Here is a 14,155-nt window from a genome sequence, read left to right as displayed (position 1 = left end):
ACTCACAGACATACGCGAACCTATCATGTTTGAAAAAATCCTTATTGCCAACCGTGGCGAAATCGCCCTCCGCATCCAGCGCGCCTGCCGCGAAATGGGCATCAAGACGGTTGTGGTCCACTCGGAAGCGGACAAAGACGCCAAATACGTGAAGCTGGCGGACGAGTCGGTGTGTATCGGCCCGGCGCCTTCGTCGCTGAGCTATCTGAACATGCCGGCCATCATCAGCGCCGCCGAAGTGACGGACGCCGAAGCGATCCACCCGGGCTACGGCTTCCTGTCGGAGAACGCCGACTTCGCCGAGCGCGTGGAAAAATCGGGCTTCGTCTTCATCGGCCCGCGCTCCGAATCGATCCGCATGATGGGCGACAAGGTATCGGCCAAGCAAACCATGATCAAGGCCGGCGTGCCTTGCGTGCCCGGCTCCGACGGCGCGCTGCCGGACGATCCAAAGGCGATCGTGCAAATCGCCCGCAAGGTCGGCTATCCGGTCATCATCAAGGCGGCCGGCGGCGGCGGCGGTCGCGGCATGCGCGTGGTCCACACCGAGGCTGCGCTGATCAACGCCGTGGCCATGACCAAGACCGAGGCCGGCACCGCCTTCGGCAATCCGGAAGTGTATATGGAGAAGTATCTGGAAAATCCGCGCCACGTGGAAATCCAGATCCTGGCCGATGAACACAAGAACGCCGTCTGGCTGGGCGAACGCGACTGCTCGATGCAGCGCCGCCACCAGAAGGTCATCGAGGAAGCGCCGGCGCCGGGCATCCCGCGCAAGCTGATCGAGAAGATCGGCGACCGCTGCGCCGAAGCCTGCCGCAAGATCGGTTACCGTGGCGCCGGCACCTTCGAGTTCCTGTATGAAAACGGCGAGTTCTACTTCATCGAGATGAACACCCGCGTGCAGGTCGAGCATCCGGTGACCGAAATGATCACCGGCATCGACATCGTGCAGGAGCAGATCCGCATCGCCGCCGGCGAAAAACTGCGCTTCCGCCAGCGCGACGTGATGCTCTCCGGCCACGCCATCGAGTGCCGCATCAACGCCGAGGACGCGTTCAAGTTCACGCCGTCGCCGGGCCGCATCACCTCCTGGCACGTGCCGGGCGGTCCCGGCGTGCGCGTCGATTCGCACGCCTACGCCGGCTACTACGTGCCGCCGCACTACGATTCGATGATCGGCAAGGTCATCTCGTACGGCGCCACCCGCGAGCAGGCGATCCGCCGCATGCAGATCGCGCTGTCGGAAATGGTCGTCGAAGGCATCTCGACCAACATCCCGCTGCACCGCGAACTGATGATCGACGCCCGCTTCATCGAAGGCGGCACCAACATCCATTACCTGGAACAGAAGCTGGCCGACATGCCGGACCTGCACAAACTGAGTTTGAAGGCGCAATAATGAGCTGGACTGAAATCGTCATCGAAATCGCGCGCGACCACGCCGAAGCCCTGTCGGACGCGCTGATGGAAGTGGGCGCGCTGTCGGTGTCCGTGGAAGACGCCGACGAGGGCACCGACCAGGAGCGCCCGTTGTTCGGCGAGCCGGGCATGGAACCGACCGAAGCGGCATGGGATCACAGCCGCGTCGTCGCCCTGACCAACGAGGATGACGACCAGGCCGCCATCGTGGCCGCCGCCGCCGAACAGATCAAGCTGGCGACCCTGCCGAAGTTCACCACGCGCAAGGTCGAGGAGCAGGACTGGGTGCGCCTGACGCAATCGCAGTTCGCGCCGATTCACATCGGCAAGAACATCTGGGTCGTGCCGAGCTGGCACGAGGCGCCGGACCCCGACGGCCTGATCCTGGAGCTGGACCCGGGCCTGGCCTTCGGCACCGGCAGCCATCCGACCACCCGCCTGTGCATGGAATGGCTGGAGGCCAACCCGGCGCCCGGCAAAACCGTGCTCGACTACGGTTGCGGCTCCGGCATCCTGGCGATGGTCGCCAAGAAGGTCGGCGCCGGCGAAGTGGTGGGCGTCGACATCGATCCGCAGGCGATCGAATCGGCCGCCGACAACGCCGAACGCAACAAGTGCGACATCGAATACTTCCTGCCGGACACCTTCGCCCAGTCGAAGCACGCCGAACAGAAGTTCGACATCGTGGTCGCCAATATCCTGTCGAGCCCGCTCAAACTGATGGCGCCGATGCTGTCGGGCCGCGTCGCCCCCGGTGGCGCGCTGATCCTGTCGGGCGTGCTGGCGCGCCAGGCCGAGGAAGTGGCCGCCGCCTACGCCCCGTTCATCCAGCTTGGCGTCTGGGCGGAACAAGACGGCTGGGTCGCCCTGCATGGCCGGCTCGGCAGTGATGCGGTACCCGCCCCGCGCTAACGGCCGCGATGGCGCTCGCCACTAAATGCCCCCACTGCAGCACGATATTTCGGGTCGCCCATGACCAGCTGAAATTACGTGGGGGCATAGTGCGCTGTGGCTCCTGCAATGAAGTTTTCGACGGCAACGCGGCTCTGCTCGAGCCGCTCGCCATCCCGCAGCCGGTCTTCGCGCCGGTTGTGTCCGAAGCCCCCTACTCCCCGCCGCAGACACCCGCGCCCTTCGATGAAGCCGTGGCCGCGCCGGAGTCCCGCGCGCCCGAACCGGCAAGCGACGAACCGATCTACACGCTGGAACTCGACAGCGCGGTGGACGAGGCCGATGCCGGACGGTTCGACGAGCCGGTGGCCGAGGCCGCCCGCGACGAAGCCTTCGCGGCCGAGCCGGAAGTCGGGTCGGACTCCGCGCCGGCATGGCAGGCCGGGCCGGAGCCCGCGCCTGACTTGCAGCCTGAACCCGAACCTTGGATCGAGTCCGGGCCTGAGGTCGAGCCGGAACCAGAGCCCGAGTCCGCCTCGGAACCCGACTCCCGGCCCGCCGAAGACGAGCCGGAGCCGCCAGCCGCCACCGAAGCCGCGCCGGACGACCCGCTCGACATCAAGCCGATGACGCACGAGGAGCTGGAGGCGGCGTTGGCGGCCGAGCTGGCGCTGATGGAGCAAAGCATCGCGGCCGAGGCCGCCGAACACGAAGCCCGGGCCGCGCCATCGGGCAGCGCCGCCGACCGCCAGGAACCGACACTCGACCCCGACTCCCGCTACGACCTCGACGAGGCCGACGAGGAAGCGCTGGTCCAGCTCGCCGCAGCCAGGGAGCGCGACACCGCGCCCCAGCTGCACACGCTGCTGCGCGCCGCCTCCGCCCCGTCGCAAGACCGCTTCGAACCCCAGGCCGAGGTCCACAGCGTCCAGCCGGCGGAACCGGAAGTGGAGGAAGAGGAAGCCGACGACCCGAACGAACCGGGCTTCCTCAAGCGCGAACGCCGCCGCGAGCGCTACGGCAAGACCATCACCATCGCCATGGGCGTCGGCTCGCTGCTGCTGGTGGGCGCGCTGGCGGCGCAAGGCTTGACCACCTTCCGCAACCAGCTGGCCGCCAGCTACCCGGGGCTCAAGCCGACCTTGCAGGACATCTGCGCCACACTCGGTTGCAAGATCGAACTGCCGACCCAGATCGACGAGCTCGTCATCGAGCAAGGCGAACTGCAGACCCTGAGCGAGACCACGTTCTCGTTCACCACCCTGCTGCGCAACCAAAGCACCACCGCGCAGGCGTGGCCGCACATCGAACTGGTGCTCGACGACGCCAACGACAAGGCCATTTTGCGCCGCGTGTTTACGCCGCGCGACTATCTTGGCGCCGACGCCGCGCTGGAACAAGGATTCGCCCCGCGCAGCGAGCAATCTGTCAAACTGTACTTTGAATTGAAACAGCTGAAAGCATCCGGCTATCACATCGCAGTCTTCTATCCATAAAGAACTATCATGACTCAGACCTCCATCATCTGCGGCTCGCTCGCGATCGACACCATCCTGCAATTCCCGGGCCGCTTCGACAGCATCCTGCTGTCCGACCAGCTGCACAAAGTGAACGTCTCGTTCCTGGCGCCGACGATGCGCACGGAATACGGCGGCTGCGCCGGCAATATCGCCTACAACCTCAAGATGCTGGGCGGCGAGCCGCGCATCGTCGGCGTCATGGGCCAGGACAACGCCGCCTACATCGAGCGCCTGCACAAGCTCGACATCTCGACCGACAACATCCTGATCAAGCAGGACGCCTACAACGCCCAATGCTTCGTCACGGCCGACGAGGACAACAACCAGATCAACGCCTTCCACCCGGGCGCCATGTCGTACGCGCACGAGAACGACGTCGCCAAGGCGGGCGCGGCGGCGGTCGCCATCATCTCGCCGGACGGCCACCTGGGCATGCAAAAGCACGCCGCCGACCTGGCCAAGCTGCAGATCCCGTTCATCTTCGACCCGGGCCAACAGCTGCCGATGTTCAACGGCGCCGAGCTGATCGCCTTCATCGACAAGGCCACCTACGTCACCGCCAACGACTACGAAATCGAATTGCTGATGGACCGCACCGGCCTGACGTTGCCGGAGATCGCCAGCCGCCTGGAGGCGCTGATCGTCACGCGCGGCGAGCAGGGTTCGGAGATCTACACCAAAGGGCAGCGGATCGAAATCCCGGCGGTGAAAGTGGCCGACGTGCTCGACCCGACCGGCTGCGGCGACGCCTACCGCGCCGGCCTGCTGTTCGGCATCACGCAAGGCTGGAAATGGGAAACGACCGGCCGCCTGGCCAGCCTGATGGGTGCGATCAAGATCGCCAGCAAGGGCGGCCAGAACCACAAGCTCACCGCCGCCGAGATCGCCGACCGCTTCGAAGCCGCGTTCGGCTACCGCTTCTAACAGTAGGAATGATGCGGGCGGCTCGGAGATGGCGGATTACGCTACGCTAATCCGCCCTACATGTCTCCGTGGTCCACAGCCGAGTCTGGCTCCGGATACACGTAGGGCGGATTAGGCGGGACGCCGTAATCCGCCACGAGCCGTCGACGGCTTAACTCAGCGGCCGTTGAAAGCCATGCCCAGCAGAATCTGGGCGATCTGCAGCGCGATCAGCGCCACCAGCAGCGATAAATCGAGATTGCCCACCAGCGGCACCACGCGGCGGATCGGCCGCAGCAGCGGCTCGTTGAGCGCGCGCACGAACGGCGCCAGCGGCGCGTGCGGATTGACCCAGCTAAAGATCGCCTCCACCACCAGCAGCGCCATGAAGCCGTACAGTATCCATTTGAGGAAGCGCTCGAACGCGGCCAGCAGCACCGCCTGCGCCGGCCAGCCGGCAAAGAACAGCACCGACGTCGCCAGCAGCACGATCAGGAAGGCGCCGATCAGGCTGGCCCAGTCGTAGCCGCCCATGCCCGGCACGATGCGCCGCAGCGGCCGCACCAGCCAGTCCGATAACTGGAACGTGAATTGGGCCACCGATTGCGGCGGACGAACGCGGATCGCCTGCATCCAGAAGCGCAACAGCAACGCCCCGCCCAACAGGGTGGCGATGGCGTCGACAATCAACATAACAATACTAAGCACGGTCCCTCCAAAAAAAAGCCGCTGTGTGATTGTCTCACACAGCGGCCGGTTGCCTCAGCAGGCACCTAAGTATTTAGCTTAGGATGGACGCGTGCTGGTCGGGAACGGCCATGCGGCCGCCGGTGCCAACACGGTTTTTGCCGCAGGCGCGGCGGCAGGAGCGGCTGGCTTGGCGACAGCTTCCTTCTTCGGTGCGGCCGCTTTAGGGGCGGCTTTTTTCACAGCTGGCTTGGCTGCCGGAGCAGGTGCTGCCGCGGCGGCTGGAGCGGCTGCCGGTGCTGGCGCGGCTGCCGGTTTGGCGGCTGCTGGTTTAGCGGCTGGTTTAGCAGCTGGCTTGGCGGCAGCCTTGACGGCTGGCTTCTTGGCAGCTACCGGCTTGGCGGCTGCCTTAACCGGCTTTTTTGCTGCTGGCTTAGCCGCTGCCTTTGCAGCCGGTTTGGCTGCCGTTTTTGCCTTGGCGGCTGGTTTAGCGGCGACAGCTTTTTTGGCTGCTGGTTTAGCTGCTGCTTTCGCTGCAGGTTTAGCGGCTGGCTTGGCGGCCGCTTTTTTCGCTGCCGGTTTGGCGGCTACTTTTTTTGCCGCTGGCTTGGCTGCGGCTTTTGCTGCTGGCTTTGCCGCTGGCTTGGCAGCTGCTTTTTTAGCGGCTGGCTTTGCTGCTGGCTTGGCTGCGGCTTTTTTAGCTGCTGGCTTTGCTGCTGGCTTGGCCGCTGCTTTTTTCACTGCTGGCTTGGCTGCTGCTTTCGCGGCTGGCTTTGCTGCTGGCTTGGCTGCGGCTTTTTTAGCGACTGGCTTGGCAGCGGCTTTTTTCACTGCTGGCTTGGCTGCTGGCTTGGCTGCTGCTTTCGCTGCTGGCTTCGCTGCTGGTTTGGCGGCTGCTTTTTTCACGGCTGGTTTTGCAGCGGCTTTGACAGCTGGTTTAGCGGCTGGTTTGGCGGCGGCTTTCGCTGCTGGCTTGGCGGCTGCTTTCGCGGCGACAGGCTTTTTCGCTGGGGCGGCGGCTTTAGTAGCGGCCGGCTTTTTTGCTGCTGGTTTCTTTGCGGCAGTTGCCATTTTTAGTTCTCCTTCATCGGGGATGGGAAAATTCACATACAAGATTTAAACCCGTCCGGCCCCGGATTGGGCCAGGCGAATTATTCATCGGCACAAACAGGACACTGTTTGCGCTAATGAATTCGGCACCAGCTGAACTGCTGCAACCCCTCACGAGTGCAGCGCTTCAGCCATCTATCTGTCCGCCGTCCGTGGCCGGCGCGGCGTGCAGATACAAATCTTGTTGCGACGTTTTGCGGGTGGTCGGGCGTGTGCTCAGCTCCAGGGACCTACGTCGCAGCCATCTACCGTTTTTGTTTTCAAACAAAAAACCGCCCAACCTGAACCGAATCAGGAAAGACGGTTGAACAAAAACGGTTTGGTCTTGTGCATATCTTTGTGAATCTGTATCCCGTGATCGCGATCATTTCTGCGGTGTGCGCACTTCAAAAAAAGCGCACCTTTATAAACACACATTTTCAATCTCGTAAAGTACACGAAAACCTTGTCGGTACGCAACCGGCACGATAAGTATTCGCCCGCTTTTTTTCGTCTTATGCTCGCCATTTCACATACGCGTGGCCGTTCGCGCTTGCTCGCCTGCGACATCGTGGTGCGATGTGCGCGCTCAATCGAGTTCGAAAATGCGCTTGCAGCGCCGCGCCGAAAAATCGCGCTTCAAAGCGAGCCAATTGCCGCCTGGGTGTCTGCGATGTCGCCGGCATCTCCGCGCGTCCCTCGCCACCATCTTCCGAATTCGAGAGCGCTTGCGCATCGCATGCGCGCCGTCGCTGCTCACTGTTTTTAAATTCGTCGCGATTATGAGACAGAGTGCGGGGAATGGCAAGCGGAATACTGCGATGCGCGGCGGCGCGCCTGCGTTCGGCGCGTGCGGCGGCGCGTGACGATGTGTGTCGGCGAGCGTTCGGCGCGTGCTCGACGCGTGCTCTGCGAGGTGTCGACAAGGCGTCGGCGATGTGTCGGCGGCTGCCGGCCGAGTACTCGGCGATGTGTTTGGAAGACGGCGTCGTCGAGCACTCGCCGCGTGTTCGACGCGTCGCGCGTCGACGGCGCATCTGACTATTCGGACTCTTCGTCGGAGTCGGGACTCTTGTGGCGCAGCACCCAGGCGTTCATGTCGGCGGCGAGGCGCTTCATCATCCGCGCCAGATCGCGCCGCTCGGCGGCGGTCCAATCGGCCATCAATTCGCTGACCTGCTTCTCGCGCGTTTGGTCGATGACGGCGACGACCTCGCGGCCGGCCCTGGTCACCTCCGCTTCGCGCACGCGCTTGTCGCGCGCGCCGGCGCGGCGCGCCACCAGGCCAAGTTCGTCGAGCCGCGCCACCTGCCGGCTCACCGTGGTGTAGTCGCGGCCGACCAGGTCGGCCAGCTCCACCACGCCGATCGGACCGCGCCTTTCGATGCGCACCAGCAGTGGCAGCAGCGCGCGCTCGAGCGGCATCTCCAGCTCGGACATCAGGGCGATGTCGGGCTCCGGCCTGCTCATGAAACCGATGATGTCGAGCAGCGCGTTGTGGGTATCGAAGAGATCTTTGTTCATATGTGCATTATACACATAGTTATTGACAGCCTTTTGGACCCGGAATAATATGTGCATCATACACATATTAAGGAAGTCCCCATGAACACTATCAACACCGACATCTTGATTTGCGGCGCCGGCGCCGCCGGCCTCACCTTGGCGATCGACCTCGCGCGCCGCCACGTCGACTTCGTGCTGGTCGACAAAATCGAAGGACCGTTCAGCGGCTCGCGCGGCAAAGGCATCCAGCCGCGCACCCTGGAAATCTTCGAAGCGCTGGGCGTGGCCGACCGCATGGTGGCGGCCGGCGGCCTCTATCCGCCGCAGCGCAAATACCGCGCCGACGGCGGCTACGACGAACAGCCCTCGACCGAAGGGATGGCGCCCTCGCCCGCCGAGCCGTACAACCTGCCGCTGATGCTGCCGCAGTATCTGACCGAGGGCGTCCTACGCGAAAGGCTCGCCGAACTCGGACACGCGCCGCGCTTCGGCCACGAGCTGACCGGCTTCGAACAGGATGGCGAAGGCGTCAGCGCGCGACTGGCGACGGCCGGCGGCGCGACGACGGTGCGGGCGCGCTACCTGGTCGGCGCCGACGGCGGCCGCAGCTTCGTGCGCAAGGCGCTGGCGATCGACTTCCCCGGCGAGTCGATGAAGATGCGGGCGATGGTGGCCGACCTGTCGCTGACCGGCCTGGGTCGCGACGCCTGGCACCGCTGGGGCGAGGGTCCCGGACAAATCAGTCTGTGTCCGCTGATGGGCACCGATCTGTTCCAGCTGCAAATGCCGGTGCCGCTCGAAGGCGACATCGACACCTCGGACGCCGCGCTGGCCGCCGTCATCGCCGCCCGCACCGGCCGCGCCGACATCGCGGTGCACGCGGTGCATTGGCGCTCGGTGTACGAGATGAGCTCCCGGCTGGCGGACCGCTACCGGGTCGGCCGCGTGTTCATCGCCGGCGACGCCGCCCACATCCACCCGCCGACCGGCGGCCAGGGATTGAACACCAGCGTGCAGGATGCGTGGAACCTGGGATGGAAGCTGGCGGCGGTGGCGGGCGGCGCGCCGGATGCGCTGCTCGACACCTACGAGACGGAGCGGCGGGAGGTGGCGGCCGGCATGCTGGGACTGTCGAGCAAGCTGCTGGAAGCGGCGCGCACGCGCGGCGACCTGCGGCGCGGACGCGAGACGCAGCAGCTCGACCTGGGTTATCGGACGTCGCCACTGTCGCACGACGCGCGCGGCGACGACGCCATCGTGCGCGCCGGCGACCGCGCGCCGGACGCGCCGTGTCGCGGGGCGGCGGGACAGCCTTTACGTTTATTTACATTGCTGGGTGGCGGGGCGTGGACCTTGCTGCGGTACGAGCCGGCCGGTGCCGGCACGATCGCGCCGCGCAAGGGGCTGAGGATAGTGACCGTTGGAATGAACGGCGAGCTGCGCGACGATGGCGGGCATCTGCGCGCGGCGTACGGGTTCGCGGCGGGGGATGTGGCGCTGATACGGCCGGATGGGTACATCGGGGCGCTGGCAAGCGGTGAAGAAGGCCTGGAGGCGTACCTCGGACGGTTCGCATAAAAGCAAAAGCCCGGCAACCAAGGCCGGGCTTTTTTGAAACGGGAACCACGAACACCGCGAACAGCACGGACATCACGAATACAACGGATACACGTAGGGCGGATTAGCGCAGCGTAATCGGCCATCGCAGCGCCGCCAGCGGTTCATACATGGCCGACTACGGCGTCCCGCCCCCCCCATCAATTTAGATGAGTTCAGGCATCCCGGTCAGAATCAATCCCAGTTCAGCGCGCCGCCGGTCTGGTACTCGATCACGCGGGTCTCGAAGAAGTTACGCTCTTTCTTCAAGTCGATCATCTCGCTCATCCATGGGAATGGATTCTCTTCCTGGTCGAACAGCGTCTCCAAACCGATCTGCGTGGCGCGACGGTTGGCGATGAAGCGCAGATACCCCTTGAACATGGTCGCGTTCAGACCCAGCACGCCGCGCGGCATGGTGTCTTCGGCATACGCGTACTCCAGGTCCACGGCCTTCAGGAACAGCTGCTTGATCTCTTCCTTGAACGCGGGAGTCCACAGCAGCGGATTTTCCATCTTGATCGTGTTGATCAAGTCGATACCGAAATTGCAATGCATCGATTCGTCGCGCAGGATGTACTGATACTGCTCCGCCGCGCCCATCATCTTGTTCTGGCGGCCCAGCGCCAGGATCTGGGTGAAGCCGACGTAGAAGAACAAGCCTTCCATCAAGCAAGCGAAGACGATCAGGGACTTGAGCAGCTTCTGGTCGTTTTCCACGGTGCCGGTGGTGAAGGCCGGATCGGTCAGCGTGTCGATGAACGGGATCAGGAACTCGTCCTTGTCGCGGATCGATTTGACTTCGTTGTAGGCGTTGAAGATCTCCGCCTCGTCCAGGCCCAGCGACTCGACGATGTACTGGTAGGCGTGGGTGTGGATCGCTTCCTCGAACGCCTGGCGCAGCAGGTACTGGCGGCACTCCGGCGCCGTGATGTGGCGGTAGGTGCCCAGCACGATGTTGTTGGCGGCCAGCGAGTCGGCGGTGACGAAGAAGCCGAGGTTGCGCTTGACCAGGCGGCGCTCGTCGTCGGTCAGGCCGTTCGGGTTCTTCCACAGCTCGATATCGCGCTGCATGTTCACTTCCTGCGGCATCCAGTGGTTGGCGCAGCCGGCCAGGTATTTGTCCCATGCCCACTTGTACTTGAACGGCACCAGCTGGTTGACGTCGGTCTTGCCGTTGATGATGCGCTTGTCGTCGGCGTTGACGCGCAGCGCGACCTGCTCGGCGTTGGCTTCGCCGGTGGCCAGCGCGGCTTGATTGACAGCTTGTGGTACCGCTGGTGCGGCTTCTTCGTCCCAGGACAGCGACATAGTGTGTTTCCTTCTGAATTCGTCTATTCGGTGTAAAAGCAACCGCCCGGACGGGCCGGGACGGTTCTCTATCTATATATATTAGTCAGCGCAAGCTTATTGGCAAGCTTCGCATTCCTCGAAACCGTCGTCGCCGGGACGCAGGTAGCAGGCTTCGCCATCCGCTTCGGCGGTGACCGCCGGAGCAGCGGCAGCCACCGGTGCGGCGGCGGCCGCCGAGGCGATCGCGCTGGCCGACATGCCGCCGTCCACCGCCACCGCGTTCAGCGCGCCGGTCTTGGAGGTCGACTTCTCGGTGTGGGTGGCCGAGGTGGTGCGCAGGTAGTAGGTGGTCTTCAGGCCGCGCAGCCATGCCAGCTTGTAGGTCTCGTCGAGCTTCTTGCCCGAGGCGCCGGCCATGTAGATGTTCAGCGATTGGGCCTGGTCGATCCACTTCTGGCGACGCGACGCCGCTTCCACCAGCCAGGTCGGCGACACTTCGAACGCGGTTGCATAAATGTCACGCAGGTCGTTCGGGATGCGGTCGATCTTGGCCAGCGAGCCGTCGAAGTACTTCAAGTCGGCGATCATGACCTCGTCCCACAGGTCGCGCGCCTTCAGGTCGCGCACCAGGTAGGAGTTGATCTCGGTGAACTCGCCCGACAGGTTGGACTTCACGTACAGGTTCTGGAAGGTCGGTTCGATACAGGCCGACACGCCGATGATGTTCGAGATGGTCGCGGTCGGGGCGATCGCCACGCAGTTCGAGTTACGCATGCCGAACTTCTTGATGCGTTCGCGCACCGGGGTCCAGTCCATCGCCGACGACAGGTCCTGCTCCAGGTAGCCGCCGCGCTCTTCGGCCAGCAGCTTGACGGAATCCTGTGGCAGGATGCCGCGGTCCCACAGCGAACCTTTGTACGATTGATAATGGCCGCGCTCTTCCGCCAGCTCGGTCGAGGCCAGGTAGGCGTAGTAGCACACCGCTTCCATCGAGGTGTCGGCGAAGGCCACGCACTCCGGCGACGAGAACGGCACGCGCATCATGTGCAGGCAGTCCTGGAAGCCCATCACGCCCAGGCCCACCGGACGGTGGCGCATGTTGGCGTTGCGGGCCTTGTCGACGGCGTAGTAGTTGATGTCGATGACGTTATCGAGCATGCGCATCGCGGTGCGGATGGTCTTTTGCAGCTTGACGTGATCGAGCTTGCCCTCTTTCATGTGGGCCGGCATGTTGACCGAGCCGAGGTTGCAGACGGCGATTTCGTCCGGGCCGGTGTTCAGCGTGATCTCGGTGCACAGGTTCGAGCTGTGGACCATGCCCACGTGCGACTGCGGCGAACGGATGTTGCATGGGTCCTTGAACGTGATCCATGGGTGGCCGGTTTCGAACAGCATCGACAGCATCTTGCGCCACAGGTCCAGCGCGGCGATCTTCTTGAACACGCGGATTTCGCCGGCGGCGGCCTTGGCTTCGTAGCCCAGATAGGCTTTTTCGAAGGCCTTGCCGACCAGGTCGTGCAGGTCCGGGCAATCCGATGGCGAGAACAGGGTCCAGTCGCCCTTTTCCATCACGCGCTTCATGAACATGTCCGGAATCCAGTTGGCGGTGTTCATGTCGTGGGTGCGGCGGCGGTCGTCGCCGGTGTTCTTGCGCAGGTCCAGGAACTCTTCGATGTCCATGTGCCAGGTTTCCAGGTAGGCGCACACCGCGCCCTTGCGCTTGCCGCCCTGGTTGACCGCGACGGCGGTGTCGTTGACCACTTTCAGGAACGGCACCACGCCTTGCGATTTGCCGTTGGTGCCCTTGATGTGGGCGCCCAGGGCGCGCACCGGGGTCCAGTCGTTACCCAGGCCGCCGGCGAACTTGGCCAGCAGCGCGTTTTCCTTGATGGCGTCGTAGATGCCTTCCAGGTCGTCCGAGACGGTGGTCAGGTAGCACGACGACAGCTGCGAGCGCAGAGTGCCCGAGTTGAACAACGTCGGCGTGGAGCTCATGAAGTCGAACGACGACAGCAGGTTGTAGAACTCGATGGCGCGCGCTTCGCGGTCGCTTTCGTTCAGGGCCAGGCCCATCGCCACGCGCATGTAGAACGCCTGCGGCATCTCGATGCGCACGTCGCGCACGTGCAGGAAGTAGCGGTCGTACAGGGTTTGCAGGCCGATGTAGCCGAACTGCAGATCGCGGTCGGCGACCAGCGCCTTGGCCAGGCGGGCCAGGTCGAATTCGGCCAGCTTGGTGTCGAGCAGCTCGTTCTCGATGCCCTTGGCGATGTACTGCGGGAAGTAGGTGATGTACTCGGCGGCGGCCGCGCCCTGCGCGACTTCCTTGCCGAAGACTTCCTTGCGGATCGTGTGCAGCAGGATGCGGGCCGTCACTTGCGAGTAGGCCGGGTCCTTTTCCATCAGCGCGCGGGCGGCCAGGATGGCGGACTTGTGCAGCTCTTCGACCGGCACGCCGTCGTACAGGTTTTTCAGCGTCTCGGCGACGATGGCGTCGGCGTCGACGTGCTTTTCCAGGCCGATGCAGGCGGCGTTGATCAAGCCGGTGACGCGGTCCATCTCCAGCGGCTTGCGCTCGCCGTTTTCCAGCACGTGGATTTGCGGGGCGGCGATCTTGGTGGTGGCGCCTTGCGCTTCCTTGAGCGCGCGGCGCTCTTCCATGTGCTTGGCGCGGTACAGGACATAGGCGCGGGCGACATCGTGTTCGCCGGAGCGCATCAGCGCCAGCTCGACCTGGTCTTGCACGTCTTCGATGTGGAAGGTGCCGCCCGATGGCTGGCGGCGCACCAGCGCCGTCACGACGCTGGCGGTCAGCTGTTCTACGAGTTCGCGGATGCGCGCGGAGGCGGCGCCCTGGCCGCCGTTCACGGCCAGGAAGGCCTTGGTGACGGCGATCGCGATTTTCGACGGTTCAAACGCGACGACCGCGCCGTTACGGCGGATGATGCGGTAGTCACCGAGGTCGCTGGCGGCCGTTACCTGGCTGCTGGCGGTGCTCGCAGCGGCTGCTGGTACCAGCGCTGGATTGATGGTGATGTCTTGAGTAGATTGCATTTAAGCTCCCCGATAACGGCGTGCAGTCAGTGCTGCGCGGCTATGTTTGTAAATAAAAAGGCCAAAATGAAGCGATCAGCCACACCTGCCTGGCTGGTTAAACTACTTTAATAAGGGTGGTGAGTTGGTCCAAGGACTTGCTGTGATTTGATTAACCAGTGCCATGTGAACTACTATATCTAGTGATTGCGAAG

The 14,155-nt window shown here is 63.9% G+C and carries 10 protein-coding genes; 5 read left to right on the top strand and 5 right to left on the bottom strand.

What is annotated here, in order from left to right:
* Positions 1 to 25: 25 nt before the first annotated feature.
* Genes accC through MRBLMU1_RS05050 form a run of 4 tightly spaced genes read left to right on the top strand, consistent with a single transcriptional unit; the run spans position 26 to position 4,757 of the window.
* On the top strand, positions 26 to 1,402 hold the full coding sequence (accC, locus tag MRBLMU1_RS05065) for an acetyl-CoA carboxylase biotin carboxylase subunit (RefSeq protein ID WP_090323699.1): 1,377 nt from the start codon (positions 26 to 28) through the stop codon (positions 1,400 to 1,402).
* Positions 1,402 to 2,334 (top strand): 50S ribosomal protein L11 methyltransferase, encoded by a 933-nt coding sequence (gene prmA / locus MRBLMU1_RS05060; protein ID WP_363497946.1) that lies wholly within the window; start codon positions 1,402 to 1,404, stop codon positions 2,332 to 2,334. Before accC ends, prmA begins: the two co-directional genes overlap by 1 nt.
* Before the next feature lie 8 nt (positions 2,335 to 2,342).
* Positions 2,343 to 3,809, top strand: a complete 1,467-nt coding sequence (locus MRBLMU1_RS05055; RefSeq protein WP_363497943.1) for a DUF3426 domain-containing protein — start codon at positions 2,343 to 2,345, stop codon at positions 3,807 to 3,809.
* A 9-nt stretch (positions 3,810 to 3,818) separates the two neighbouring features.
* Positions 3,819 to 4,757: a carbohydrate kinase family protein gene (locus MRBLMU1_RS05050; RefSeq protein ID WP_363497941.1), complete on the top strand. Its 939-nt coding sequence runs from the start codon at positions 3,819 to 3,821 to the stop codon at positions 4,755 to 4,757.
* A gap of 156 nt (positions 4,758 to 4,913) precedes the next feature.
* Here MRBLMU1_RS05050 and MRBLMU1_RS05045 read toward each other — a convergent pair whose 3' ends face one another.
* The 3 genes from MRBLMU1_RS05045 to MRBLMU1_RS05035 form a co-directional block, all read right to left on the bottom strand.
* Positions 4,914 to 5,429 (bottom strand): YggT family protein, encoded by a 516-nt coding sequence (locus MRBLMU1_RS05045; protein WP_209724583.1) that lies wholly within the window; start codon positions 5,427 to 5,429, stop codon positions 4,914 to 4,916.
* A gap of 93 nt (positions 5,430 to 5,522) precedes the next feature.
* Positions 5,523 to 6,530: a transcriptional regulator gene (locus MRBLMU1_RS05040; RefSeq protein WP_414646028.1), complete on the bottom strand. Its 1,008-nt coding sequence runs from the start codon at positions 6,528 to 6,530 to the stop codon at positions 5,523 to 5,525.
* A gap of 1,023 nt (positions 6,531 to 7,553) precedes the next feature.
* The gene (locus tag MRBLMU1_RS05035) at positions 7,554 to 8,036 is read right to left on the bottom strand and encodes a MarR family winged helix-turn-helix transcriptional regulator (protein WP_363497935.1); all 483 of its coding nucleotides are present in this window, start codon (positions 8,034 to 8,036) and stop codon (positions 7,554 to 7,556) included.
* A gap of 81 nt (positions 8,037 to 8,117) precedes the next feature.
* Between MRBLMU1_RS05035 and MRBLMU1_RS05030 the strand changes: the two genes are divergently transcribed.
* A complete protein-coding gene (locus MRBLMU1_RS05030; RefSeq protein ID WP_363497932.1) occupies positions 8,118 to 9,596 on the top strand; it encodes an FAD-dependent oxidoreductase in 1,479 nt (492 codons plus the stop codon).
* A 213-nt stretch (positions 9,597 to 9,809) separates the two neighbouring features.
* Here MRBLMU1_RS05030 and MRBLMU1_RS05025 read toward each other — a convergent pair whose 3' ends face one another.
* Both MRBLMU1_RS05025 and MRBLMU1_RS05020 read right to left on the bottom strand, forming a co-directional pair.
* Positions 9,810 to 10,925 carry a ribonucleotide-diphosphate reductase subunit beta gene (locus MRBLMU1_RS05025; RefSeq protein WP_363497929.1) on the bottom strand — a complete coding sequence of 372 codons (1,116 nt, stop codon included), beginning with the start codon at positions 10,923 to 10,925 and terminating at the stop codon, positions 9,810 to 9,812.
* A gap of 96 nt (positions 10,926 to 11,021) precedes the next feature.
* Positions 11,022 to 13,961: a ribonucleoside-diphosphate reductase subunit alpha gene (locus MRBLMU1_RS05020; RefSeq protein ID WP_363497926.1), complete on the bottom strand. Its 2,940-nt coding sequence runs from the start codon at positions 13,959 to 13,961 to the stop codon at positions 11,022 to 11,024.
* Positions 13,962 to 14,155: the final 194 nt, after the last annotated feature.

Source organism: Burkholderia sp. LMU1-1-1.1 (genome assembly GCF_040675865.1).
Lineage (GTDB): Bacteria > Pseudomonadota > Gammaproteobacteria > Burkholderiales > Burkholderiaceae_D > Rugamonas.
This window is presented reverse-complemented; position numbering and strand designations above follow the sequence as displayed.

Bases quoted from the DNA above. Each gene is read 5' to 3' on its own strand.
- MRBLMU1_RS05020 (WP_363497926.1), bottom strand. From the start codon at position 13,961: ATGCAATCTACTCAAGACATCACCATCAATCCAGCGCTGGTACCAGCA.
- MRBLMU1_RS05045 (WP_209724583.1), bottom strand. From the start codon at position 5,429: ATGTTGATTGTCGACGCCATCGCCACCCTGTTGGGCGGGGCGTTGCTG.
- MRBLMU1_RS05050 (WP_363497941.1), top strand. From the start codon at position 3,819: ATGACTCAGACCTCCATCATCTGCGGCTCGCTCGCGATCGACACCATC.
- prmA (WP_363497946.1), top strand. From the start codon at position 1,402: ATGAGCTGGACTGAAATCGTCATCGAAATCGCGCGCGACCACGCCGAA.
- MRBLMU1_RS05030 (WP_363497932.1), top strand. From the start codon at position 8,118: ATGAACACTATCAACACCGACATCTTGATTTGCGGCGCCGGCGCCGCC.
- MRBLMU1_RS05035 (WP_363497935.1), bottom strand. From the start codon at position 8,036: ATGAACAAAGATCTCTTCGATACCCACAACGCGCTGCTCGACATCATC.
- accC (WP_090323699.1), top strand. From the start codon at position 26: ATGTTTGAAAAAATCCTTATTGCCAACCGTGGCGAAATCGCCCTCCGC.
- MRBLMU1_RS05055 (WP_363497943.1), top strand. From the start codon at position 2,343: ATGGCGCTCGCCACTAAATGCCCCCACTGCAGCACGATATTTCGGGTC.
- MRBLMU1_RS05025 (WP_363497929.1), bottom strand. From the start codon at position 10,925: ATGTCGCTGTCCTGGGACGAAGAAGCCGCACCAGCGGTACCACAAGCT.